The 25032-nt window shown below is 51.8% G+C and carries 27 protein-coding genes and 1 tRNA gene; 13 read left to right on the top strand and 15 right to left on the bottom strand.

The genetic code is table 11. The features are described from left to right. Nucleotides 1-2 precede the first annotated feature (2 nt). From cbdX to hyaA, 9 genes are all read right to left on the bottom strand, one after another. A complete protein-coding gene (gene cbdX, locus E0D98_RS04310) occupies nucleotides 3-95 on the bottom strand; it encodes a cytochrome bd-II oxidase subunit CbdX (protein WP_000270305.1) in 93 nt (30 codons plus the stop codon). A gap of 12 nt (nucleotides 96-107) precedes the next feature. Continuing rightward, nucleotides 108-1244: a cytochrome d ubiquinol oxidase subunit II gene (gene appB, locus E0D98_RS04305; protein ID WP_000460803.1), complete on the bottom strand. Its 1137-nt coding sequence runs from the start codon at nucleotides 1242-1244 to the stop codon at nucleotides 108-110. Nucleotides 1245-1255: 11 nt separating this feature from the next. Beyond that, complete coding sequence (gene appC / locus E0D98_RS04300; RefSeq protein WP_000263563.1) at nucleotides 1256-2800, bottom strand: cytochrome bd-II oxidase subunit 1; 1545 nt, start codon at nucleotides 2798-2800, stop codon at nucleotides 1256-1258. A 133-nt stretch (nucleotides 2801-2933) separates the two neighbouring features. Then, complete coding sequence (locus tag E0D98_RS04295) at nucleotides 2934-3791, bottom strand: hydrogenase expression/formation protein (RefSeq protein ID WP_000004904.1); 858 nt, start codon at nucleotides 3789-3791, stop codon at nucleotides 2934-2936. Then, nucleotides 3788-4186 carry a hydrogenase-1 operon protein HyaE gene (gene hyaE, locus E0D98_RS04290; RefSeq protein WP_000063978.1) on the bottom strand — a complete coding sequence of 133 codons (399 nt, stop codon included), beginning with the start codon at nucleotides 4184-4186 and terminating at the stop codon, nucleotides 3788-3790. Before hyaE ends, E0D98_RS04295 begins: the two co-directional genes overlap by 4 nt. Beyond that, nucleotides 4183-4770: a hydrogenase 1 maturation protease gene (hyaD, locus tag E0D98_RS04285; protein ID WP_000003671.1), complete on the bottom strand. Its 588-nt coding sequence runs from the start codon at nucleotides 4768-4770 to the stop codon at nucleotides 4183-4185. Before hyaD ends, hyaE begins: the two co-directional genes overlap by 4 nt. Then, the gene (gene hyaC, locus E0D98_RS04280) at nucleotides 4767-5474 is read right to left on the bottom strand and encodes a Ni/Fe-hydrogenase b-type cytochrome subunit (RefSeq protein WP_001186424.1); all 708 of its coding nucleotides are present in this window, start codon (nucleotides 5472-5474) and stop codon (nucleotides 4767-4769) included. The genes hyaD and hyaC overlap by 4 nt, the downstream gene beginning before the upstream one ends. Nucleotides 5475-5492: 18 nt before the next feature. Continuing rightward, nucleotides 5493-7286 (bottom strand): Ni/Fe-hydrogenase large subunit, encoded by a 1794-nt coding sequence (gene hyaB / locus E0D98_RS04275; protein ID WP_000107384.1) that lies wholly within the window; start codon nucleotides 7284-7286, stop codon nucleotides 5493-5495. Then, entirely contained in the window at nucleotides 7283-8401 is a 1119-nt protein-coding gene (gene hyaA, locus E0D98_RS04270; RefSeq protein WP_001058323.1) for a hydrogenase 1 small subunit, read from the bottom strand. The genes hyaB and hyaA overlap by 4 nt, the downstream gene beginning before the upstream one ends. Before the next feature lie 426 nt (nucleotides 8402-8827). Between hyaA and E0D98_RS04265 the strand changes: the two genes are divergently transcribed. The 3 genes from E0D98_RS04265 to tusE all read left to right on the top strand — a co-directional run bounded on the left by E0D98_RS04265 (nucleotide 8828) and on the right by tusE (nucleotide 10201). Next, a tRNA-Ser gene (locus tag E0D98_RS04265) sits at nucleotides 8828-8915 on the top strand. A 206-nt stretch (nucleotides 8916-9121) separates the two neighbouring features. Then, complete coding sequence (gene yccA / locus E0D98_RS04260; RefSeq protein ID WP_000375136.1) at nucleotides 9122-9781, top strand: FtsH protease modulator YccA; 660 nt, start codon at nucleotides 9122-9124, stop codon at nucleotides 9779-9781. A 90-nt stretch (nucleotides 9782-9871) separates the two neighbouring features. Then, nucleotides 9872-10201 (top strand): sulfurtransferase TusE, encoded by a 330-nt coding sequence (gene tusE, locus E0D98_RS04255; RefSeq protein WP_000904442.1) that lies wholly within the window; start codon nucleotides 9872-9874, stop codon nucleotides 10199-10201. On the opposite strand, the gene yccX is transcribed toward tusE, so the two are convergent. Then, entirely contained in the window at nucleotides 10198-10476 is a 279-nt protein-coding gene (gene yccX / locus E0D98_RS04250) for an acylphosphatase (protein ID WP_000048250.1), read from the bottom strand. The genes tusE and yccX overlap by 4 nt on opposite strands. A 94-nt stretch (nucleotides 10477-10570) precedes the next feature. Here yccX and rlmI point away from each other — a divergent pair, with 94 nt between their 5' ends. Then, nucleotides 10571-11761: a 23S rRNA (cytosine(1962)-C(5))-methyltransferase RlmI gene (gene rlmI, locus E0D98_RS04245; RefSeq protein WP_000116288.1), complete on the top strand. Its 1191-nt coding sequence runs from the start codon at nucleotides 10571-10573 to the stop codon at nucleotides 11759-11761. Nucleotides 11762-11818: 57 nt separating this feature from the next. Next, complete coding sequence (hspQ, locus tag E0D98_RS04240; protein ID WP_001295356.1) at nucleotides 11819-12136, top strand: heat shock protein HspQ; 318 nt, start codon at nucleotides 11819-11821, stop codon at nucleotides 12134-12136. A 44-nt stretch (nucleotides 12137-12180) separates the two neighbouring features. Here the strand turns inward: hspQ and E0D98_RS04235 are convergent, their stop codons facing one another. Continuing rightward, complete coding sequence (locus tag E0D98_RS04235; protein ID WP_000665217.1) at nucleotides 12181-12594, bottom strand: CoA-binding protein; 414 nt, start codon at nucleotides 12592-12594, stop codon at nucleotides 12181-12183. Nucleotides 12595-12766: 172 nt separating this feature from the next. Here E0D98_RS04235 and E0D98_RS04230 point away from each other — a divergent pair, with 172 nt between their 5' ends. Then, nucleotides 12767-13429, top strand: a complete 663-nt coding sequence (locus E0D98_RS04230; protein WP_000847791.1) for a DUF2057 family protein — start codon at nucleotides 12767-12769, stop codon at nucleotides 13427-13429. Between the two features lie 95 nt (nucleotides 13430-13524). Continuing rightward, nucleotides 13525-13983, top strand: a complete 459-nt coding sequence (gene mgsA, locus E0D98_RS04225) for a methylglyoxal synthase (RefSeq protein WP_000424181.1) — start codon at nucleotides 13525-13527, stop codon at nucleotides 13981-13983. A 31-nt stretch (nucleotides 13984-14014) separates the two neighbouring features. Here the strand turns inward: mgsA and helD are convergent, their stop codons facing one another. Next, nucleotides 14015-16069, bottom strand: coding sequence for a DNA helicase IV (gene helD / locus E0D98_RS04220; protein ID WP_001377983.1), 2055 nt, complete (start codon nucleotides 16067-16069; stop codon nucleotides 14015-14017). 122 nt (nucleotides 16070-16191) lie between these two features. On the opposite strand from helD, the gene E0D98_RS04215 reads away from it, so the two are divergent. Continuing rightward, on the top strand, nucleotides 16192-16638 hold the full coding sequence (locus tag E0D98_RS04215; protein ID WP_001261231.1) for a YccF domain-containing protein: 447 nt from the start codon (nucleotides 16192-16194) through the stop codon (nucleotides 16636-16638). 9 nt (nucleotides 16639-16647) lie between these two features. Continuing rightward, nucleotides 16648-18810, top strand: coding sequence for a YccS family putative transporter (gene yccS, locus E0D98_RS04210; protein WP_000875044.1), 2163 nt, complete (start codon nucleotides 16648-16650; stop codon nucleotides 18808-18810). Here the strand turns inward: yccS and sxy are convergent. Next, nucleotides 18773-19402 (bottom strand): CRP-S regulon transcriptional coactivator Sxy, encoded by a 630-nt coding sequence (sxy, locus tag E0D98_RS04205; protein ID WP_000839153.1) that lies wholly within the window; start codon nucleotides 19400-19402, stop codon nucleotides 18773-18775. The two genes, yccS and sxy, sit on opposite strands and share 38 nt — an antisense overlap. A 218-nt stretch (nucleotides 19403-19620) precedes the next feature. Between sxy and sulA the strand changes: the two genes are divergently transcribed. Next, entirely contained in the window at nucleotides 19621-20130 is a 510-nt protein-coding gene (sulA, locus tag E0D98_RS04200; protein ID WP_000288710.1) for an SOS-induced cell division inhibitor SulA, read from the top strand. 356 nt (nucleotides 20131-20486) lie between these two features. Then, a complete protein-coding gene (gene ompA, locus E0D98_RS04195) occupies nucleotides 20487-21527 on the top strand; it encodes a porin OmpA (RefSeq protein WP_000750416.1) in 1041 nt (346 codons plus the stop codon). 75 nt (nucleotides 21528-21602) lie between these two features. Here the strand turns inward: ompA and matP are convergent, their stop codons facing one another. Beyond that, nucleotides 21603-22055 (bottom strand): macrodomain Ter protein MatP, encoded by a 453-nt coding sequence (gene matP, locus E0D98_RS04190; RefSeq protein WP_000877161.1) that lies wholly within the window; start codon nucleotides 22053-22055, stop codon nucleotides 21603-21605. A 185-nt stretch (nucleotides 22056-22240) separates the two neighbouring features. Here matP and E0D98_RS04185 point away from each other — a divergent pair, with 185 nt between their 5' ends. Together E0D98_RS04185 and fabA are read left to right on the top strand one after the other, a co-directional pair. Continuing rightward, nucleotides 22241-24001, top strand: a complete 1761-nt coding sequence (locus E0D98_RS04185; RefSeq protein ID WP_000156526.1) for a Lon protease family protein — start codon at nucleotides 22241-22243, stop codon at nucleotides 23999-24001. 68 nt (nucleotides 24002-24069) lie between these two features. Further along, complete coding sequence (fabA, locus tag E0D98_RS04180; RefSeq protein WP_000227927.1) at nucleotides 24070-24588, top strand: bifunctional 3-hydroxydecanoyl-ACP dehydratase/trans-2-decenoyl-ACP isomerase; 519 nt, start codon at nucleotides 24070-24072, stop codon at nucleotides 24586-24588. A gap of 69 nt (nucleotides 24589-24657) precedes the next feature. Here the strand turns inward: fabA and rmf are convergent, their stop codons facing one another. Beyond that, entirely contained in the window at nucleotides 24658-24825 is a 168-nt protein-coding gene (rmf, locus tag E0D98_RS04175) for a ribosome modulation factor (protein ID WP_000828648.1), read from the bottom strand. Nucleotides 24826-25032 lie beyond the last annotated feature (207 nt).

Genomic DNA, 25032 nt, shown 5'->3' with positions numbered 1-25032 from the left:
CGTTAACTTTTCAGACGCGGGTCCAGCCATACCAACACAAGGGTGGAGAGCGAACACATCAACAAAATGCCGACGAACCAAAGTAAATACCACATTGTTCCTGCTCCTTAGTACAACTCGTTTTCGTTACGGCGGAGAGTTTCTGTTGTCATGCGTCCCCACATTTTGTAGTAGCTCCAGAGAGTGTAGAGCAACACAATGGGCAAAAATATCAGCACGATTACCAACATAATGCTCAGCGTCAGCTGACTGGAAGTGCTGTCCCACAACGTCAGGCTGGAGATTGGACTCACGCTTGACGGCATGACAAAGGGGAACAGCGTGATGCCTGCCGTGAAAATCACGCCAAATTGCATCAATGACGCCATTAAAAATCCCCAACCCGGGCGACCACGATAAATCGCCATCACCGTCAGCAATGGGCAGAAGAACCCCAGCAGCGGGAAGATCCACAAAACGGGCGATTCGACGAAATTATTCATCCAGGCACCAGGTAGCACTGCCACCAGTTTCATTAACGGATTGGAAGGACCGTTAGCATCCTGGGCGAGCAGTACAAAGCCATCAATACCGACCCACAGCCAGTAACCCGCCAGCAAAAAGCACAGCATCACCAACAGTGCAGCGCGTTTGGTGGCCAGCTGTGAACGCAGATGAATCACACCAACAGTTTTCAGTTGTAACCAGACGCCACCTTGCAAAATCACCATCCCAAGGCTGAGCAATCCGCACAATAAAGGGAATGGCGTCAGCAGTTGCCAGAAGCTGCCGAGATACTCCACGCGTAATTGCGGTGTGAAGGCAAACGGCACGCCGAGCAATAAGTTGCCGAAGGCGATACCGAAGACTACCGGCGGCACCAGACTGCCGATGACCAGACCGGCGTCCCACATTTTACGCCAGCGTGCATCGGCGATTTTTCCGCGATAATCAAAGGCCAGCGGGCGGAAGAACAGTGAGCACAGCACCAGGATCATCGCCACATAAAAGCCGGAAAACGCCGCTGCATACACTCTGGGCCAGGCGGCAAATAATGCCCCACCAGCGAGGATCAACCAGACCTGGTTGCCTTCCCAGTGTGCACCAACGCTGTTTATCACTATCCGGCGTTCATCATCATTACGCGCCACCAGCGGCAGCAGACAGCCGATCCCCATGTCAAATCCGTCGGAGATCATAAAGACCACCAGGATCACGCCAATCAGCAGCCACCAGATGAAGCGCAATGTTTCATAATCAAACATGATTTTCTCCTTTACCCCTGTTGCTGCGTCGGTTGTTCACTCTGCATCGCGCTCGGCCCCAGACGGGCATATTTCTGCATCAGGTAGACTTCGGCGATTAAGAACAGGGTGTAAAGCCCTACGATCATGATCAGTGAGAAAGCCAGTTGTCCTGTGGTTAAAGCGGAGTGCGCGGAGTATGTCGGTAAGATGTCCTGTATCGCCCACGGCTGACGACCAAACTCGGTCATAAACCACCCGGCTTCAATCGCAATCCACGGCAACGGCAAACTCCAGAGCGCCATTTTCAGCACCCAGCGATGCTGGTCGATTTTGCCACGCAGCGTCTGGACAAGCGCAATCAGCATCACCAGTAGCAGCAGGGAACCACAGCCCACCATGATGCGGAAACTCCAGAATACCGGCGCAACCTGAGGTATCGCGCCACGCATCGCCGCCTGGTACTGTGCGGCTGTGACATGATTCATATCCGGCGCATAGCGGGAGAGCAACATGCCGTAGCCCAGGTCACCTTCCAGTTCCCGGAATGCCTGCAACACATGCGGCTCACGATTGCCTTGCGATATTTCCTGCATTAACAGCCAGGCCATACGTCCGCGTTGCAAGCGTGGGTAGGTTTCAGCCATCAAATTCTTCAGACCCGGCACGGGTTTATCTAATGAGTGAGTGGCGAGGATCCCTAGCAGCGCGGGAATTTTGATGGCAAAGGCGTTACGCTCTTGATCCTGTTCCGGCCAGGCAACCACATGGAACGGTGCAGGTGCAGGTTCCGTTTGCCACTCCCCTTCCATCGCCGCCAGTTTTACCGGTTGTACTTGCGCGACTTCATACGCAGAACTGTCTCCGAGTTGCAGGGTACCGATAATCGCCAGAGTACCGAAGACGGAACCGATGGCAAACGAACGTAATGCGACATCGCGCTCCCGTCCGCGCAGTAAATACCAGGCGCTGATCGCCATAATAAACATGGCCCCGGTCACGTAGCCCGCCATTACGGTGTGCACAAATTTCACCTGGCTGACCGGGTTAAAGACCAGCTCGCTGAAGCTGGTCATCTCCATACGCAGGGTGTCGATATCAAAATGCGCACCGGTCGGGTATTGCATCCAACCGTTGGCATTCAATATCCACAACGCAGAGAGATTTGAACCGAACGCCACCAGCCACGTCACCAGCAGGTGCTGGTATTTATTCAGCCGTTGCCAGCCGAAGAAGAACAGCCCGACAAAGGTGGATTCGAGGAAGAAGGCCATTAATGCTTCCATCGCCAGTGGTGCGCCAAAAATATCGCCCACATAGTTGGAATAGAATGACCAGTTAGTACCAAACTGAAACTCCATGGTCAGGCCGGTAGCCACGCCAAGAGCAAAATTGATACCGAAGAGCTTACCCCAGAAGCGCGTCATATCGCGGTAGATTGTTTTGCCGGTGACCACGTAAATGGTTTCCATGATAGCCAGCAAAAAAATCAGCCCCAGGGTAAGGGGTACAAATAAAAAGTGATACAGCGCGGTCAGAGCAAACTGCCAGCGCGATAAATCAATGACATCCCACATGCGCACTCCTGTAGGCGAAGAGAGAAAAATAACCCGATAATGGTAGATCTCCCTCTTTATCCTGAAACTCTACGACCAGAGGTATTCGCCGATTGCGATATTCATAAGACTGAAAGCGATACTTACCGTCTTTTTACGTCGGTGCAGCTTCCGCCAGCCACTGACATACCTCGCTAAGCCGCTGCGCAGAGTCGACCAAATCTTCTGGCGCTGCCAGCACCACTTCCGGTATTGGGCAGATTTCATAACTTTCCAGTAACGGGCCTTTTAAGGTGTCCGTACAGCGTAAATGCCAGACATGGCGTAACCCCGTGGCGTTGATATAGCTCTCGCCATAGCCAATGGTACGAATCTGAATATTTCCCGGCCCACAGAGACGTGAGAGAAAAAGCCGATCAGCCTCGCTGATGGGTAATTGCGTCAGATTAATGCTGTGCGGCTGCGCGTCGGGGTTACGTACATGTGCCAGTAACTCATGCGCCAACGGTAGGCCATTCATCAGGCCATCAATGGGCGGCGGTAACAGCGAATCTGTCGGCAAGAGATTTTGCGTTACCGCCTGCCACAACGCCAGCGGCGCGCAGCCAGCCTCCAGTTTGTCCTCCAGCAACTTTTCGCCGCGACGTCTGCGCACCCGCCATAATCCGCAGAAGATCGCCTCCTGTATTTCACTTTCACTGTCGTCAGCCTGCTGAATGCGCACTGACACTTCCCCTTCCCCGAGAAGCGTATTGATAAAGTGACGATCGTCGGCGTTGAGATTTAACAGATCGACTGCCAGCACCTCGCCCAACGGCGGTTGGCGTTCGCTTAGTTGATGTTGTAACTCGTTTAACAGCGCAATCACCTGCGGGCTGTGAGCACATTGCTCCAGGGCCGCCATACTCGGTTCATCATTCACCTGACAGGTGATCGGCAGTGGATTCATGCTGAAACTGTCATCGTTCGGTTGCGTTCCTGGCCCCAGCAGATGGAAAAAAGTTTCGCTCATGAGGCACGCTCCTGCTGCGGTTCGACAAGCCCGCGCATCAGGTTTATCAGTTCCGCCCACGGGTGAATACCATTCAGCACGCCGCGATAGTTTCCGCCGGTAAACACTAAAGTGGCAGGAAAGCGAAAGACGCCAAAGCGATCGCCGATGGCTTCGCTCTGCTCAAGGTCAGCAATCGCCACCTGCCATGTATAGTCGGGAAACTCGCGCAGTAATTCGCCAATCATTACCGGATTATCGCTGACCTCTGGCGTGCGTTTCGGGTCACTGCTTAATAACACCACGCCGTCTGGCGCTTGCGTAAGCCAGTCGTCAAGACGGGATTCACTGACTGGCGTCCAGCCGCGCGCCAGCATTCGTTGCCACAACGCATCAAATGGCGTGTCGTTGCTCATCCCTGCTCCTCCTGTGTCATCCGGTACTGGCGCAAGCGAACGCCTTCGTAATTTTCCATCGACAGACAGTCATAATTGAGACAGCGCGATTCATTAGCCGGTTGCGGCACAATTCCCCACGCAGCCAGCTGCGCCAGCGCCGCCTGTTCCGCAGCGGGCAGTTGCTCCCGTGCCAGTTCGCTCAGGCTACCGCCGTAGTCGTCGAGCATTGCGGGTTGCAGACCGACGAGGGCAATATGTGCTGGCAGATGTCCGCGGATATCCGCCAGCGCCAACACTTCGGAGAAACTGTTCTGATGCAGGCTCATTTTCTTCGCGCTGAGATAAGCCGGAATGCGTTCTCCGGCATAGGTTCGCAGCGTTCCAGGTTCCAGCCCGTAGTCAATGGCATCGAGAATCAACAGATGGCTGGCGCTTTCGACATACCCCAGCAAGTTCAGTCCCTGAGTACCGCCATCGACAATCTCCACATACTCGGGCCAGTGGTAATGGGCATACAGCCGTTCCGCCACCCGCACGCCGAAGCCTTCATCGGCCCACAGCAGGTTGCCCAGCCCCATGACCACCACGCGTTGCTCGCTCATGAACGCTCCTTGTTACTTATTTTGCCAAATTTGTGGCTACGGTAGCCGTTGACCATGGTGGAGATCACCGTGTCGTCGGACATGATGTCTTCACGCAGCGCCATGTAGACATGACCGATCACAAACGCGCCAATCAGCCACATCCCCAGCCGATGCCAGCTGTGAATGTCCATTGAGTTGCCACCCGTCCAGTAGAAAAATTCCACCACATAACGGAACGGCGCAAAAATAGCGTACTGGCTGTGTTCGCTGTACAGCGCAAAACCAGTGATGATCATAAAGACCGACATCAGGAAATAGCCGAACATCGCCGCCTGGGCGATGGGATTATGGCCTATATCGGCACTCGGACGTTTTGCCAGAAACAGATACCAGCGGATTTCATACCACACGCCCTGCCACCAGCTTTTACGCCATACCGGCACGATAAACAGCTCGCGGGAGTATCGATTGCCAACAAAAGCCCAGTAGATCCGCATCAGCAAAACCACGGTAAAAACCATCCCGGCGCTGAAGTGAATTAACCTGATGTAGCCCATATAGAACAGATACGTCGCCTCGCCGCTGACGGAAGGTAGCGGCTTGCCGATAAAGTATCCGGTGACCATCAACACCGCCATGCATAACACCGTCAACCAGTGCCAGATGCGGACTGGCGCTTCAAAGACATAGTGGCTGACAACGTTGTCGCTTTTCTGTTGCATGATGATTCTCCTTCGCTGTTAACGCACCTGCACGGAGATCAGCTCGCTACCGTCGTCGCCCAGCACGTGTGTTGAACAGGCGAGGCACGGGTCAAAGCTGTGCAGAGTACGCAGGATCTCCAGCGGTTGCTCGGGGATCGCCATTTTGGTGTTCATCAGCGCCGCTTCATAAGCGCCAATCTGCCCTTTGGGATCGCGCGGGCTGGCGTTCCAGGTGGTCGGCACCACGCACTGGTAGAGATCAATCTTGCCATCGCGAATGGCGGCCCAGTGGCCTAACGCCCCGCGCGGCGCTTCGGTAAAACCGACACCACGGCACTCTGTCGGCCAGGTTGCAGGTTCCCATTTTTCAGTGGAAGCAGTGGCGAGATTGCCGTTTTTCAGGTTGGTCATCAGCTTGTCGAAGAAATACTGCAACTTACCTGCGGCCCACTGCGCTTCGTGCGCGCGGCACAAAATGCGGCCCAACGTTGACTGGATACCGGAAAGCGGCAGGTTCAACGCCGACATCATGCGATCGACCGACTCAACGGTCGCAGCATCGCCTTTGTGATAAGCGATTAACGTGCGTGCCAGCGGCCCCACTTCCATCGCGTTACCGCGCCAGCGTGGCGCTTTGATCCACGAGTAGCGTTCCTGTTCATTCAGCTGCTGAATGTTGGTATCGCTGCCTTTGACATCGCCGGGGTTGTACCACGGGTCGGTAATGCCATCGAATGGATGACGCCCGACCTGATCGTTGGGATAACGATACCAGGCGTGGTCGACAAACTCCTGCACCTGCTGCGGATCAACCAAATCCACTGGCAGCACATTGTTGAAGTCGCCGTTAATCACCGCGCCGCCAGGCATCAGCAGACTTTTCTCGCCAAAGTCGTTGGCAATATCCGGGAATGCGCCGTAGCTGAGAACGCATTTATCAGAAAGACCAGTGCCGATTTCGCTCCACGGTTTGTTGAACTGACCGATGGCTAAGGCGTCGGGGATCATCACGTTGTTAATGAAGTCCGCCGTGCGGGTGATAATTGACTGCACCAGGTTCAGGCGTTCCATATTGACTGCCCCGACCGCGCCGCTTTCGTCAATGTTGATGGCGCAAGGCATCCCGCCGACAATCCAGTTTGGATGCGGGTTTTTACCGCCAAAGACCGCGTGGATTTTGACAATTTCACGCTGGAAATCGAGAGCTTCGAGATAGTGGGCAAAGCCCATCAGGTTAGCTTCTGGCGGCAGTTTGTACTGCGGGTGCCCCCAGTAGCCATTGCGGAAGATCCCCAACTGCCCGCCTTCAACAAATTTTTTCAGGCGGTTTTGTACGTCGAAGAAATAGCCAGGGGATGATTTCGGCCAAGAGGAGAGACTTTGCGCCAGTTCGGAGGTTTTCCGCGGGTCGGCTTTCAGCGCATCTAACACATCGATCCAGTCCATCCCGGCAAGCTGATAGAAGTGCACCAGATGATCGTGGCACCAGAGCGTTGCCAGCATAATGTTGCGGATGATATTGGCGTTGTCCGGCACTTTAATACCGATAGCATCTTCGATGGCGTAAACCGAAGCCAGGGCGTGTACGCCAGTACAGACGCCGCAGATACGTTCAACGAACGCCCACGCATCGCGCGGGTCGCGCCCTTGCAGAATGATCTCCAGCCCGCGAAACATGGTGCCGCAGGAGACGGCATTGGTGATCACATTCTGATCGTTAATATTCACTTCGCAGCGCATGTGGCCTTCGATGCGCGTAATCGGGTCGACCACCAGGCGGCGTCCGGCATTATTGATGGTGTATCCCTGAGTTTCGTACTGAGTGCTCATGCCTGTTTATCCTCATTGCCTGGCTGATGTTCGGTTTCTGTAGGTTGCTGGTTATGACGTCTGCGCTGGTCAACGGCGCTGGCGACTGCGTGCACACCAACAGCCGCTGCCACCACGCCAAGCGCGGTTAAACCGACGGTATCGGCAGTGGAATGAGTACCCATTTGCGGAATATCGACCACGCGGCTGTAGAACGAACCGCGATCCCAGAAACCATTTTCCGCACAGCCCAGGCAGCCGTGACCAGACTGGATTGGAAAAGAAACGCCATCATTCCAGCGTGTGGAGGAACAGGCGTTATAGGTGGTAGGCCCTTTGCAGCCCATTTTGTACAGGCAGTAACCTTTGCGGGCAGCGTCATCATCCCAACTCTGGACGAACTCTCCGGCGTCGAAGTGGGCGCGGCGATAGCATTTATCGTGGATTCGCTGACCATAGAACATCAGCGGACGGCCCATTCTGTCGACATCTGGCAAGCGATCAAAGGTCACCATGTAAGTAATGATGGCGCTCATCACATCCGGGATCGGCGGGCAGCCAGGTACTTTGATAATGGGTTTGTCGGTGATGACTTTGTCGATAGGCGTTGCCTGCGTCGGATTGGGCCGCGCGGCCTGCACGCAGCCCCAGGACGCGCAGGTTCCCCAGGCGATAATCGCGCTGGCTCCGGCAGCGGCACGTTTGAGTTTCTCAATAAACGGTCGACCGCTGCTGATACAGAACATCCCCTGCTCGCCCAGCGGCGGATTACCTTCTACTGCGAGGATATATTTGCCATTGTATTGCGTGATGATGTCTTCGAAGACTTCTTCCGCCTGGGTTCCGGCGGCAGCCATCAAAGTATCGTCATAATCGAGGGAAATCAGGGAAAGGATGACGTCCTTCGCCAGTGGGTGAGCGGAGCGGATAAAAGATTCGGTACAGCAGGTGCATTCCAGACCGTGGATCCATACCACCGGAATGCGGGGTTTGTTCTCCAGCGCCCAGGCAATCTTTGGTGCCATTCCCGCGCCTAATCCCAGCGACGTGGCAGCCAGACTACAATATTTGAGAAAGCTGCGCCGGGTAACGCCCTGACGCCGCATGGCCTGGTAAAATGTTTCCTCGTTATTCATATCGCACGTCTCTTCTCCTAGCAACACCGGCAGGACACCGGGCGCTTATGGTCGGCAAGCGACGTCCCTGTAGCAAGGCAAACCATCGCTTCACGTGAGATGCTGAAAACGAAAGCTCATCCTTCTGCACTGGCACACGTCGCCAGAAAGTATTGTTAATAAAGCGTAGTGAAACTTTTGCACAAAACAATACAAACTGTGTGGATTTATCTTTTAGCGATAAAAATGGACCTATTTTTCTTTTTGCCGGGCGGTGGGGATGTTTAGCCGGTTGCTAAACGAGTAAAAGAGAAGGAATTCATGGTGATGAAATGATCAATCTGCTGTTATTTCACGCTATCAATGCACTTTTGGCTGTTTTTCAGGCAAACAAACAAATTAGGGGTTTACACGCCGCATCGGGATGTTTATAGTGCGCGTCATTCCGGAAGTGTGGCCGAGCGGTTGAAGGCACCGGTCTTGAAAACCGGCGACCCGAAAGGGTTCCAGAGTTCGAATCTCTGCGCTTCCGCCAAATAAGATAAGGGGTTAGCTAAATGCTAACCCCTTTTTCTTTTGCCTGTCGAAATTCTCAGGGCCTTATATTTGCTTAATGACCTGATAATCCGCTGTTAAACCTGTTCCAGATCAAATGCGTAAAGATGGGTAAAACTTCTGGGTGCCCTTACGCATTATCATTATGCTGCTTAATTAATTACATCTGTCATAGAGAGTGACTCAATGGATCGTATTGTTAGTTCTTCACATGACCGTACATCACTGCTTAGCACCCATAAGGTGCTGCGTAATACCTATTTTCTGCTGAGCCTGACGCTGGCCTTTTCGGCGATTACCGCAACTGCCAGTACGGTGCTGATGCTGCCATCTCCGGGTCTGATTCTGACGCTGGTGGGTATGTATGGTTTGATGTTCCTGACCTATAAAACGGCGAATAAGCCGACCGGGATTATCTCCGCATTCGCCTTTACCGGTTTTCTGGGTTATATCCTCGGACCTATTCTGAACACCTATCTGTCTGCCGGAATGGGTGACGTAATCGCTATGGCACTGGGCGGAACGGCGTTAGTGTTCTTCTGCTGCTCTGCATATGTGCTGACCACCCGCAAAGATATGTCGTTCCTCGGCGGTATGCTGATGGCGGGTATTGTGGTGGTGCTGATTGGTATGGTTGCTAATATCTTCCTGCAACTGCCTGCTCTGCATCTGGCGATCAGCGCGGTCTTCATTCTGATCTCCTCTGGCGCTATCTTGTTTGAAACCAGCAACATCATTCATGGCGGTGAGACGAACTATATTCGTGCCACGGTTAGCCTGTATGTTTCGCTGTACAACATCTTCGTCAGCCTGCTGAGCATTCTGGGCTTCGCTAGCCGCGATTAATCTCACCCGCTAACACTTTCATAGCCTCGCTTTATGCGGGGCTTTGTTTTTTGTTACACTGCCGCCAGTCTGATTAAGGTAGTAATAATTATGCTGATCTTCGAAGGTAAAGAGATAGAAACGGATACCGAAGGCTATCTCAAAGAAAGCAGCCAGTGGAGTGAGCCGCTGGCTGTGGTGATTGCAGAGAACGAAGGGATTTCGCTGTCGCCAGAACACTGGGAAGTGGTGCGTTTTGTGCGTGATTTCTATCTGGAATTCAATACTTCTCCGGCGATTCGTATGCTGGTAAAAGCGATGGCGAATAAATTTGGCGAAGAAAAAGGTAACAGCCGTTATTTATATCGACTGTTTCCGAAAGGTCCGGCTAAGCAAGCCACCAAAATTGCTGGCCTGCCAAAACCGGTAAAATGTATTTAACGGATACGAAAATCGGCTAATTCCCCCGAGGGATGATGCGGCTCGCTAAGCACCCGTTCCACACGCGCAGAACGCGGGCCGCCACTCTTTAACCACTGCATTAATTTTTCCACCTGCCCTTCTTCACCGCAGGCAACCACTTCCACGCTGCCATCGTCAAGATTTTTGGCGTACCCGGTTAAACCCAGTCTTTTCGCTTCATACTGTGTGGTGTAGCGAAATCCTACGCCCTGAACTCGCCCGTAAACCCAGGCAATTATGCAGACTTTCGACATTGCTGCTCTCCTTATCCTTAATGGACGCGTTGCAAATCCATGGAAAACTCCGGACAATGACGCCCATTTCTTTGCATCGACAGAAAAGTAAATTATGAGTGTACGTTTAGTGTTAGCCAAAGGGCGCGAAAAATCATTACTTCGTCGCCATCCGTGGGTCTTTTCCGGGGCCGTTGCCCGCATGGAAGGTAAAGCCAGCCTCGGTGAAACCATCGATATTGTTGATCATCAGGGAAAATGGTTAGCACGCGGCGCTTATTCGCCAGCTTCGCAAATCCGGGCGCGCGTCTGGACGTTTGACCCGTCTGAGTCTATCGACATTGCTTTTTTTTCCCGCCGTTTGCAACAAGCACAAAAATGGCGTGACTGGCTGGCGCAAAAAGATGGCCTCGACAGCTATCGTTTAATCGCCGGAGAATCTGATGGCCTGCCGGGTATTACTATCGATCGTTTCGGTAATTTTCTGGTGCTGCAACTGCTGAGTGCTGGCGCAGAATATCAGCGCGCGGCATTAATTAGTGCCCTGCAAACGCTGTACCCGGAATGTGCGATTTACGATCGCAGCGATGTTGCGGTACGTAAAAAAGAAGGGATGGAGCTGACCCAGGGCCTCGTCACCGGCGAGTTGCCACCTGCCCTGCTGCCGATTGAAGAACACGGCATGAAACTGCTGGTGGATATTCAGCACGGACACAAAACGGGCTACTACCTGGACCAGCGAGACAGCCGCCTGGCTACCCGCCGCTACGTTGAAAATAAACGTGTGCTGAACTGTTTCTCCTATACCGGTGGTTTCGCCGTATCGGCACTGATGGGCGGTTGCAGCCAGGTTGTCAGCGTTGATACCTCCCAGGAAGCGCTGGATATTGCACGGCAGAACGTTGAGCTGAACAAACTGGATCTGAGCAAGGCTGAGTTTGTCCGTGATGATGTCTTTAAATTGCTGCGTACTTATCGCGATCGCGGTGAAAAATTTGACGTTATCGTGATGGACCCGCCGAAGTTTGTTGAGAATAAAAGCCAGTTGATGGGCGCGTGTCGTGGCTATAAAGATATCAACATGCTGGCGATTCAGTTGCTGAATGAAGGCGGTATTCTCCTGACTTTCTCCTGTTCCGGTCTGATGACCAGCGATTTATTTCAGAAAATCATCGCGGATGCCGCAATTGATGCCGGCCGTGATGTACAATTTATAGAGCAGTTCCGTCAGGCAGCCGATCATCCGGTGATCGCTACCTATCCGGAAGGGCTATATCTGAAAGGGTTTGCCTGTCGCGTCATGTAACTTGAAATGTGGAATTTTACCCTTATATCAAAGGTAAAGATTTCCCGGGAGGTGACTATGATTGCCAGCAAATTCGGTATCGGCCAGCAGGTCCGCCATTCCCTGTTAGGTTATCTCGGAGTGGTCGTGGATATCGACCCGGTTTATTCGCTCTCTGAACCTTCGCCTGATGAGCTGGCGGTAAATGACGAGCTTCGCGCCGCTCCGTGGTATCACGTAGTGATGGAGGACGATAACGGCCTACCGGTTCATACCTACCTGGCTGAAGCCCAGCTAAGTAGCGAATTGCAGGATGAACATCCTGAACAGCCATCCATGGATGAGCTGGCGCAGACCATCCGCAAACAACTCCAGGCCCCGCGTCTGCGTAACTGATCCCTGAACGAATCCCCGGAAGGTTTTTGCCTTCCGGGGATTTTTTATTTGGCCAGGCCCAGGCGAGGGATCTCAATAGCCGGGCAGCGATCCATCACCACATTCAACCCGGCATCCCGTGCCAGTACTGCCGCTTGCTCATTAATCACCCCCAGTTGCATCCAGAGGGTTTTCGCGCCAATGGCAATAGCTTCCTGTGCCACGCCCCACGCCGCTTCTGAATTACGGAAAACATCGACCATATCGACCTTTTCCGGAACGTCTGCCAGCGTGCCATACCCCTGCTGGCCCAGCAGCGTTTTGCCGGCAACTTTTGGCGAAACCGGAATGACGTGATACCCCTGGTCGAGTAGATATTTCATCACGCGATAGCTGGGACGATCGGGTTTGTCGCTTGCCCCCACCAGCGCAATGGTGTGAGTGGACGTTAAAATGCCTGCAATATCGGTTTCTTTCATTATTTCCTCCAGACTGTTTAACAAAGTGTACGACAAAGCCGACATGCCAACCATGCAGCTAATACGAATGAATGAGAGCAAAAGCGGGAAATATGTCTATATGTTAGTAAGTATGATTAAAGAAAAATTTTGACACATTATTATTCGGGCGGTCTTTTGACAGGAGCTACCTATGAAAACCGGCATCGTGACCACCTTGATTGCATTATGTTTGCCGGTATCCGTTTTTGCCACCACGCTGCGGCTTTCAACCGATGTCGATCTTCTGGTACTCGACGGCAAGAAGGTTTCCAGCTCTCTGCTGCGCGGTGCGGACAGCATTGAACTGGATAATGGACCGCATCAGTTAGTGTTTCGCGTTGAGAAGACGATTCATCTTTCCAATAGTGAAGAACGGCTGTATATCTCCCCACCGCTGGTGGTCAGTTTTAATACCCAGCTCATCAACCAGGTCAATTTTCGCCTGCCTCGCCTGGAGAATGAGCGGGAAGCTAACCATTTTGATGCCGCGCCGCGCCTTGAATTGTTGGATGGCGATGCGACGCCGATTCCGGTAAAGCTGGATATTCTCGCCATTACCTCAACGGCAAAAACGATTGATTATGAGGTCGAGGTTGAACGCTATAACAAATCCGCGAAACGCGCTTCACTACCGCAATTTGCCACGATGATGGCAGATGACAGTACGCTGCTTTCGGGTGTTTCCGAGCTGGATGCTATTCCACCGCAGTCTCAGGTGCTCACAGAACAACGGCTGAAGTATTGGTTTAAACTGGCTGACCCACAAACGCGAAATACTTTCCTGCAGTGGGCGGAAAAACAACCATCTTCCTGAGATTTTTGTGCCTGTGCGCAGGCTTTTTCGGTCTTTATCTTGCAGCGATAAGTGCTTACAGTAATCTGTAGGAAAGTTAACTACGGATGTACATTATGGAACTGACGACTCGCACTTTACCTGCGCGGAAACATATTGCGCTGGTGGCACACGATCACTGCAAACAAATGCTGATGAGCTGGGTGGAACGGCATCAACCGTTACTGGAACAACACGTACTGTATGCAACAGGCACTACCGGTAACTTAATTTCCCGCGCGACCGGCATGAACGTCAACGCGATGTTGAGTGGCCCAATGGGGGGTGACCAGCAGGTTGGCGCATTGATCTCAGAAGGGAAAATTGATGTATTGATTTTCTTCTGGGATCCACTAAATGCCGTGCCGCACGATCCTGACGTGAAAGCCTTGCTGCGTCTGGCGACGGTATGGAACATTCCGGTCGCCACCAACGTGGCAACGGCAGACTTCATAATCCAGTCGCCGCATTTCAACGACGCGGTCGATATTCTGATCCCCGATTATCAGCGTTATCTCGCGGACCGTCTGAAGTAATATTGCACAGGTGGCAAACGCCACCTGTTTCTTACGGTTTTCTCGCCACCGGCACATCCAGATTTTTCAGTATTTCCACAAAGGGAGAGGGATTCTCTTTGTTAAACAGTGCCCATACCCGATGGCGTGCCCGGGTCAGCGCCACGTACATTAACCGCCGTTCTTCAGCGTCCGGGAAATCCTCAACCGGTGGCAGTAGCGCCTCTTCCATAATCGACTCCCGCGCCGCAGCCGGAAAACCATCACTTCCCTCCTGCAAGCCAACGATGATGACGTAATCCGCCTGTTGCCCTTTGCTGGCATGAATGGTCATAAAGTCGATTTGCAACTTCGGCCAGCGTGTTGCCGCTTTTTCCAGGCTGGCAGGCCTCATGTGATGGTAACGCGCCAGGATCAGAATGCGCTCTTCCGGTTTGGCATAACCAGAGAGCTTATCCAGCAAAGCGTCAAGTTGACTCTCATCCAATAACGTGACGGCTTTTTTGTCTCCATTGGTTAAGCTGTTTAGCGGCTTTTTCAGCTGGCCTGGGTTCTGCTGAATAAACCGGTTTGCCACCTCACCGATACGACTGTTAAAACGGTAAGTCGTGTCTAAATCACAGCGATCGCCTTCACCAAAGTTTTCATGGAAAGCGGTGGTGAGCGACATTTGCGCACCGCTGAATCGGTAAATCGCCTGCCAGTCATCACCAACGGCGAACAACGTCGTCTGACTGTTTTGCTTGCGTAATGCCGCTAACAACGCTGCCCGCTGCGGCGAGATATCCTGAAATTCATCAACCAGAATATGCTTCCACGGGCTGATAAAGCGACCTTTCTCCAGAATCACAATCGCCTGATGAATAAGGCCCGAAAAATCGACAGCGTTTTCTGCCTTCAGCGCACCTTTCCAGGCTTTTAATAACGGGGCCATCAACTTGATACGTTTACTGAACAGATCGCGAATCTCTTCGGGTGCACTGGCAATCATTTCTGCCTGTGCACCACCGTGCATCCGCATCAGACTTACCCAGCGATCGAGGCGAGAGGCAAGGCGACGCTGTAATTTTTCATCATCCCAGAAGTTACCTTCTGGCACTGACCACTGCATTTCTTCCGTCAGCCATTGCCGCCAGCCCTTCGCCTGCGCTTTCTTTTCGCTGCATTGCTTGCGCCACTCAGCAATAAAGAGTTCATGACGGGCAGCGGTATCATTTTCCAGTTTGCTGACTATCGGAACTTTTTTGCTGCCCTGCTGAATAATATGCAGCGCCAGCGCATGAAACGTGCGTGCGGTAATGTCTTCGGTATGTAGCCGTTCGCGAATCCGCTCGTCCATCTCTTCAGCGGCTTTGCGACCAAACGCCAGCAATAAAATTTGCTCAGGGGACGCTTCACCACGCGCCAGCAACCAGCCTGCACGGGCCACCAGCACCGACGTTTTTCCGCTTCCTGCACCTGCCAGCACTAACAGAGAATGCTCGCCATTAACGACTGCCCGGGCCTGCGCCGGATTCAGCGGTGAAGACTCGACCTGGCGGAAAAAATCCGCATACTCGGTAAGCATGGCTTCGGTATACGCCTGGTTATGCTGCAACCGAGCGCTTTCAATATCTTTCAACCAGGCCTGACATTTACGCCACGCCTCACGGCAGTTATCGAATTCTTCCAGTCGGTTAACCGGCAACGGCAACGCCGACATAGCCTGGCGGATTTGTTGCTGAACGCCAGAGGTTTGCTCACGCGTCAGCCATTTATTTTCTCCAGTGCGCGTGGCAATCAAATCCAGTTGCTGGCGTAAAACACCAGACGCAATTTCGCTCATCTCGCCACTCCACCGCTGCCAGTGAGCATCAAGATGATGGTAAAAACGCTGCGTCTCGCCCCATTCGGTGCCGTGCAGACGCACCACTTTTTCGTCCGGCAGTACAAATTCCAGCTCGCCCCATACCAGACCGCGCTTACAGTGAATCGCCAGTAATTGATTGAAAGGAATAAGGTATTCGTGGCGATCGCCGGAGACTTTAATCCCGGCATTGAGGATCACCGCCCGATCGTAAGGGTGCTGTGCCAGACGTTTTCCAAGCGTTGTCGCTTTCAGTTCCATGACTCTGTAGATCCACACGAAATTATTTCTTATCAGTGTAACCGTCAGAGAAAACGTGCTCCAGCCCAAAAAAACGTTACAATTGCCGCCCATTACTGAAAACCACAGTAAAGCGAGGTTTTATGCGTACCGTTTTGAACATTCTGAACTTTGTGCTTGGCGGATTTGCCACCACTCTGGGCTGGCTGTTGGCGACTCTGGTCAGTATTATGCTGATTTTTACCTTACCGCTGACACGATCCTGCTGGGAGATCACTAAACTGTCTCTGGTGCCTTATGGCAATGAAGCTATTCATGTCGATGAACTGAACCCGGCTGGCAAAAATGTGCTGCTGAATACTGGCGGTACGGTATTGAATATTTTCTGGCTGATTTTCTTTGGCTGGTGGTTATGCCTGATGCACATTGCAACGGGCATCGCACAATGTATTTCAATCATTGGCATTCCTGTCGGCATTGCGAACTTTAAAATTGCCGCTATTGCACTATGGCCGGTTGGTCGTCGCGTGGTATCGGTAGAAACGGCGCAAGCTGCGCGTGAAGCCAATGCACGTCGTCGTTTTGAATAATCCACTAATATGGCCTTTATGCTAAGTCCTTTGCTCAAACGCTATACCTGGAACAGCGCCTGGCTGTATTACGCGCGTATTTTTATTGCGCTTTGTGGAACCACAGCGTTTCCGTGGTGGCTGGGTGATGTAAAACTGACGATTCCGCTAACGCTGGGGATGGTGGCAGCGGCGCTGACCGATCTCGATGACCGACTGGCGGGACGTTTGCGTAACCTCATCATTACGCTGTTCTGCTTTTTTATCGCCTCGGCCTCAGTAGAATTGCTGTTTCCCTGGCCCTGGCTATTTGCGATTGGCTTAACGCTCTCTACCAGCGGCTTCATTTTGCTCGGCGGTCTGGGTCAACGCTATGCAACAATTGCCTTCGGTGCATTGCTGATCGCCATTTACACTATGTTGGGAACATCACTGTATGAGCACTGGTATCAGCAGCCGATGTATCTGCTGGCCGGTGCCGTCTGGTACAACGTCCTGACACTTATTGGTCATCTGCTGTTCCCGGTCCGCCCGCTGCAGGACAACCTGGCGCGTTGCTATGAACAACTGGCGCGTTATCTTGAGCTCAAGTCGCGCATGTTTGATCCTGATATTGAAGATGAAAGCCAGGCACCGCTGTACGATTTGGCTCTCGCCAACGGTCAGCTGATGGCGACATTGAATCAGACGAAACTCTCGCTGCTGACCCGCTTACGTGGCGATCGTGGTCAACGGGGAACGCGTCGCACGCTGCATTATTACTTTGTCGCACAGGATATTCACGAGCGTGCCAGCTCTTCTCATATTCAGTATCAAACATTGCGTGAACATTTTCGCCACAGCGACGTGCTGTTCCGTTTTCAGCGGCTGATGTCGATGCAGGGCCAGGCGTGCCAGCAACTGTCACGCTGTATTTTGCTGCGTCAGCCTTATCAACATGATCCGCATTTTGAGCGCGCTTTTACGCATATTGATGCTGCGCTGGAGCGGATGCGCGATAACGGCGCGCCTGCCGATTTACTTAAAACACTGGGATTTTTGCTGAACAATTTACGCGCCATTGATGCCCAACTGGCAACAATTGAATCAGAACAGGCCCAGGCACTGCCCCATAATAATGACGAAAATGAGCTCGCTGATGATAGCCCGCACGGATTGAGTGATATCTGGCTGCGTCTTAGCCGTCACTTCACGCCGGAATCCGCCCTCTTCCGTCATGCGGTAAGAATGTCGCTGGTGTTGTGCTTCGGCTACGCCATCATTCAGATAACCGGAATGCATCACGGGTATTGGATCTTGCTGACAAGTTTGTTTGTCTGCCAGCCAAACTATAACGCCACGCGCCACCGCCTGAAGTTAAGGATTATTGGTACGCTGGTCGGTATCGCCATTGGCATTCCTGTGCTGTGGTTTGTACCGTCACTGGAAGGGCAGCTGGTGCTACTGGTTATTACCGGCGTGCTCTTTTTTGCCTTCCGTAACGTGCAATATGCCCATGCAACGATGTTCATCACACTTTTGGTGCTACTGTGTTTTAACTTGCTGGGTGAAGGTTTTGAAGTAGCGTTACCTCGCGTAATCGATACGCTGATTGGTTGTGCCATTGCGTGGGCGGCAGTGAGCTACATCTGGCCTGACTGGCAGTTTCGCAATCTGCCGCGAATGCTCGAACGCGCCACAGAGGCCAACTGCCGGTATCTCGATGCCATACTGGAGCAATACCATCAGGGGCGTGATAACCGTCTGGCGTATCGTATTGCCCGCCGCGATGCACACAACCGTGATGCTGAACTGGCGTCGGTGGTATCAAATATGTCCAGCGAACCGAACGTTACCCCGCAAATTCGCGAAGCCGCGTTTCGGTTGCTGTGCCTTAACCATACGTTTACCAGCTATATCTCAGCCCTCGGTGCTCACCGGGAGCAGTTAACTAATCCTGAAATTCTGGCGTTTCTTGATGACGCAGTTTGCTATGTTGATGACGCGTTACATCATCAACCTGCTGATGAAGAACGCGTCAATGAGGCATTAGCTAGCCTGAAACAGCGGATGCAGCAACTTGAACCACGGGCAGACAGCAAAGAACCTCTGGTTGTACAACAAGTTGGATTATTGATTGCATTACTGCCTGAGATTGGTCGTCTGCAACGCCAGATTACTCAAGTTCCGCAGGAAACTCCTGTTTCGGCGTAAGAGAGTCAGCCCATTCTGCAAGCTCCTGGCGGCGTGCCACCGGGAGCGCAGCTTCATGAATGCCGATAATGGCACCTTCAAGCATAAACAGAATCTTTTCTGTCACCAGACTGTTTTGCTGCCGCAGTCGCAACCAACACATTTTTGCCCCAAGTATACGTAACGCCCGTACATCCTTAATCCCCACCTCCCCGAGAATCGCTTCCAGATGAAAAGACATATTGGGCAAATCTTTCAGTCTTTCCCGGGTATTGCGCGTGCTTTTCTCTTTCAGCGCTGCATCGAGAGAATATTTCGACAGACGCACCAGCTTCAGTTGATTTCGCCATAGACTTTCATCAACCCGATAGTAATTGAGGGTAACGGATCGGCCACACTTTTTATATGTCAGCCAGACAGGCGGATGTTTTACACAGTACTGTGCACTTTGCTCACAAGCCCGAAGATACAACTCACCATCAGAAACCATCGCAAACACCGTGTCGTCAACGGTCAGGCTGTAACTGCCAAACAATGATCGGTATTCAATTGTGCCCAACGTTGCCAGGTATTCTTGTGATTTATAGATCCGCTTATAGGAGAGGCTTTTCATAAAATTCCTTTTAAAATCATAACATAAAAGAATGATTCACATTAACGGATCCGTTAACTACGAAAATAGGCAACTTATTCTTAAGGGGCAAGATTAATTTATGTTTTCCCGTCACCAACGACAAAATTTGCGAGGCTCTTTCCGAAAATAGGGTTGATCTTTGTTGTCACTGGATGTACTGTACATCCATACAGTAACTCACAGGGGCTGGATTGATTATGTACACTTCAGGCTATGCACATCGTTCTTCGTCGTTCTCATCCGCAGCAAGTAAAATTGCGCGTGTCTCTACGGAAAACACTACAGCCGGGCTTATCAGTGAAGTTGTCTATCGCGAAGATCAGCCCATGATGACGCAACTTCTACTGTTGCCATTGTTACAGCAACTCGGTCAGCAATCGCGCTGGCAACTCTGGTTAACACCGCAACAAAAACTGAGTCGGGAATGGGTTCAGGCATCTGGGCTACCCTTAACGAAAGTAATGCAGATTAGCCAGCTCTCCCCTTGCCACACTGTGGAGTCAATGGTTCGCGCTTTACGCACGGGCAATTACAGTGTGGTGATCGGTTGGTTGGCAGATGATTTGACTGAAGAAGAGCATGCTGAACTTGTTGATGCGGCAAATGAAGGTAACGCTATGGGGTTTATTATGCGTCCGGTAAGCGCATCCTCTCACGCCACGAGACAACTTTCCGGGCTAAAAATTCACTCTAATTTGTATCATTAAGTAAATTTAGGATTAATCCTGGAACTTTTTTTGTCGCCCAGCCAATGCTTTCAGTCGTGACTAATTTTCCTTGCGGAGGCTTGTCTGAAGCGGTTTCCGCGATTTTCTTCTGTAAATTGTCGCTGACAAAAAAGATTAAACATACCTTATACAAGACTTTTTTTTCATATGCCTGACGGAGTTCACACTTGTAAGTTTTCAACTACGTTGTAGACTTTACATCGCCAGGGGTGCTCGGCATAAGCCGAAGATATCGGTAGAGTTAATATTGAGCAGATCCCCCGGTGAAGGATTTAACCGTGTTATCTCGTTGGAGATATTCATGGCGTATTTTGGATGATAACGAGGCGCAAAAAATGAAAAAGACAGCTATCGCGATTGCAGTGGCACTGGCTGGTTTCGCTACCGTAGCGCAGGCCGCTCCGAAAGATAACACCTGGTACACTGGTGCTAAACTGGGCTGGTCCCAGTACCATGACACTGGTTTCATCAACAACAATGGCCCGACCCATGAAAACCAACTGGGCGCTGGTGCTTTTGGTGGTTACCAGGTTAACCCGTATGTTGGCTTTGAAATGGGTTACGACTGGTTAGGTCGTATGCCGTACAAAGGCAGCGTTGAAAACGGTGCATACAAAGCTCAGGGCGTTCAACTGACCGCTAAACTGGGTTACCCAATCACTGACGACCTGGACATCTACACTCGTCTGGGTGGTATGGTATGGCGTGCAGACACTAAATCCAACGTTTATGGTAAAAACCACGACACCGGCGTTTCTCCGGTCTTCGCTGGCGGTGTTGAGTACGCGATCACTCCTGAAATCGCTACCCGTCTGGAATACCAGTGGACCAACAACATCGGTGACGCACACACCATCGGCACTCGTCCGGACAACGGCATGCTGAGCCTGGGTGTTTCCTACCGTTTCGGTCAGGGCGAAGCAGCTCCAGTAGTTGCTCCGGCTCCAGCTCCGGCACCGGAAGTACAGACCAAGCACTTCACTCTGAAGTCTGACGTTCTGTTCAACTTCAACAAAGCAACCCTGAAACCGGAAGGTCAGGCTGCTCTGGATCAGCTGTACAGCCAGCTGAGCAACCTGGATCCGAAAGACGGTTCCGTAGTTGTTCTGGGTTACACCGACCGCATCGGTTCTGACGCTTACAACCAGGGTCTGTCCGAGCGCCGTGCTCAGTCTGTTGTTGATTACCTGATCTCCAAAGGTATCCCGGCAGACAAGATCTCCGCACGTGGTATGGGCGAATCCAACCCGGTTACTGGCAACACCTGTGACAACGTGAAACAGCGTGCTGCACTGATCGACTGCCTGGCTCCGGATCGTCGCGTAGAGATCGAAGTTAAAGGTATCAAAGACGTTGTAACTCAGCCGCAAGCTTAAGTTCTCGTCTGGTAGAAAAACCCCGCTGCTGCGGGGTTTTTTTTGCCTTTAGTAAATTGAACTGACTTTCGTCAGTTATTCCTTACCCAGCAATGCCTGCAGATCCTGCTTCAGAGAAGACATTTTATTCGCGTATTTCTCTTTGTTTTCCGCATCTTCAATCAGCTGAACAATCGTTTCAGAAAGCGTTTTACCGCGACGCTGCGCAAGACCAGCCAGACGTTGCCAGACAATAAATTCCAGATCGATCGATTTTTTGCGCGTATGCTGGTGTTCCGCATTAAAATGGCGCTTTCGTCTTGCCCGAATGGTTTGCTTCATGCGATTGACCAGTTCCGGATTCATATGCTTGTCAATCCAGCCATTTACCAGCACGGGTTCATTTTCGAGCGAGAGCAACACATCGACGGCTTCCTGGGCGGCACTGGCTTCTATGTAACGGGTGATTAACTCCCCTTCGCGATGCTTCTTCACCAGATACTTCCATTTCCAACCGCTTTCAAGATTTTCAAGTTGTTGATATTTCATAGCGATCTCAATGTTACCGTGTAACTCTTTACAGAATATCAGCTTTTTAGGCCAGTGAAGAAAAGAATCTCCATCCTGTGAGCTTTAACGCCCATGCCAGGAGTATTGTCGGTGCTTTCTACGTGTGCTGTAGTGCCGGTTACGGTATAATCGCGGCTTTGACAACAGACTAAAAAACATCAACTTTGACCATTACGAAACTTGCATGGCGTGACCTGGTTCCTGATACCGATAGCTATCAGGAAATATTTGCTCAGCCACATTTGATTGACGAAAACGATCCTTTATTCAGTGATACTCAACCGCGACTGCAATTCGCACTGGAGCAGTTGCTGCATACGCGAGCATCCTCCTCTTTTATGCTGGCGAAGGCCCCGGAAGAGTCTGAGTATCTGAATCTTATTGCCAATGCCGCGCGTACGCTACAAAGCGATGCAGGCCAACTGGTGGGCGGTCACTATGAGGTTTCCGGCCACTCCATCCGCTTACGTCACGCAGTGAGTGCAGATGATAATTTTGCGACTTTAACGCAAGTTGTCGCTGCCGACTGGGTAGAAGCGGAGCAACTCTTTGGCTGCCTGCGCCAGTTTAATGGCGACATTACCCTGCAGCCTGGTCTGGTGCATCAGGCAAATGGCGGTATTCTCATCATCTCTTTGCGTACACTGCTGGCGCAACCTCTGCTGTGGATGCGGCTGAAAAATATCGTTAACCGCGAGCGTTTTGACTGGGTTGCGTTTGATGAGTCGCGCCCTCTCCCCGTCTCTGTGCCTTCGATGCCATTGAAGCTGAAAGTCATTCTGGTAGGCGAACGCGAATCATTGGCTGATTTCCAGGAGATGGAGCCAGAGCTTTCAGAGCAGGCTATTTATAGCGAATTTGAAGATACTCTGCAGATTGTCGATGCAGAGTCAGTAACCCAGTGGTGTCGCTGGGTGACATTTACCGCCAGACATAATCACTTACCTGCACCGGGAGCGGATGCCTGGCCGGTACTTATCCGCGAAGCAGCACGCTACACCGGTGAACAAGAAACACTTCCGCTTAGCCCGCAGTGGATCCTCCGCCAGTGTAAAGAGGTCGCCTCCCTGTGTGATGGCGACACCTTCTCCGGCGAGCAGCTAAACTTAATGCTGCAGCAGCGTGAATGGCGCGAAGGTTTCCTCGCTGAACGTATGCAGGATGAGATCCTTCAGGAGCAAATCCTGATTGAAACCGAAGGCGAACGCATCGGGCAAATTAACGCCCTTTCGGTCATTGAATTTCCGGGTCATCCACGCGCTTTTGGCGAACCTTCTCGCATTAGCTGCGTTGTGCATATTGGCGATGGTGAATTCACCGACATCGAACGCAAAGCGGAGCTTGGCGGCAATATCCATGCGAAAGGGATGATGATCATGCAAGCGTTCCTGATGTCGGAACTACAGCTTGAGCAACAGATCCCCTTCTCAGCATCGCTGACATTTGAGCAGTCATACAGTGAAGTTGATGGAGATAGTGCCTCGATGGCTGAACTCTGCGCCCTGATAAGCGCCCTCGCCGATGTGCCGGTGAATCAGAGTATCGCTATCACAGGTTCAGTCGATCAGTTCGGTCGCGCCCAGCCGGTCGGTGGTTTAAATGAGAAAATCGAAGGCTTCTTTGCTATTTGCCAGCAACGTGAGTTAACCGGGAAACAAGGTGTCATTATCCCCACAGCTAACGTTCGCCATTTAAGTCTTCACAGTGAACTGGTGAAAGCGGTAGAAGAAGGCAAATTCACCATCTGGGCAGTAGACGATGTGACTGACGCACTGCCGTTATTATTAAATCTGGTGTGGGATGGCGAAGGCCAAACGACGCTGATGCAAACCATCCAGGAACGTATCGCGCAAGCATCGCAACAGGAAGGACGTCACCGTTTTCCATGGCCATTACGTTGGCTGAACTGGTTTATTCCGAACTGATCGGACTTGTTCAGCGTACACGTGTTAGCTATCCTGCGTGCTTCAATAAAATAAGGCTTACAGAGAACATGGTAGATAAACGCGAATCCTATACAAAAGAAGACCTTCTTGCCTCTGGTCGCGGTGAACTGTTTGGCGCTAAAGGCCCGCAATTGCCAGCACCGAACATGCTGATGATGGACCGTGTGGTCAAAATGACCGAAACGGGTGGTAACTTCGACAAAGGGTATGTTGAAGCAGAACTGGATATCAATCCGGATCTGTGGTTCTTCGGATGCCACTTTATTGGCGATCCGGTTATGCCGGGATGCCTGGGCCTGGACGCAATGTGGCAGCTGGTAGGGTTCTACCTCGGCTGGCTGGGCGGCGAAGGTAAAGGCCGCGCGCTGGGCGTTGGCGAAGTGAAATTCACTGGTCAGGTACTGCCGACAGCGAAAAAAGTGACCTACCGTATTCACTTTAAACGCATTGTTAACCGTCGTCTGATTATGGGCCTGGCGGATGGCGAAGTGCTGGTTGATGGTCGTCTTATCTATACCGCCAGCGACCTGAAAGTCGGTCTGTTCCAGGATACGTCTGCCTTCTGATTATAATCAGACAGAGTATCAAAAGGCGAAACCTCCGCAATGCGGAGGTTTCTTTTTAAAGAGACAGAATCAGGCCATTACTACCCTGTCCGCCATGGCTTCTCGCCAGCCTCCCAGCCATTGTGACCTTTGATTCAGCGTCTGATAGGGACACATTTCTTTTGAGCGTCCGGCGATGCCGGCCTGATAACCACGTTGATGTGCCCGTTCCAGGCGATCTCGTTTTTGTCTCTTCATGCCTCGTTTCCCTCATACTGGTTTCTGGTGGAAAAGAAAACAGTGATTACTAAATGTGCAATCACAGTTAAGCAATACCGCGAATCATAACTGCCGTCAATGCGCAAAATTCACGCCACTGTCATATTTGTGAGCTACACGGGCATGTCGGTTGTACAAAAAATGTGAAGAGGAACAAATTTTTCCGCACGTTAGAAACAAAAAAAC

The organism is Escherichia sp. KCJ4928 (assembly GCF_004352695.1).
Taxonomy (GTDB): domain Bacteria; phylum Pseudomonadota; class Gammaproteobacteria; order Enterobacterales; family Enterobacteriaceae; genus ECMA0423.
This window is presented reverse-complemented; position numbering and strand designations above follow the sequence as displayed.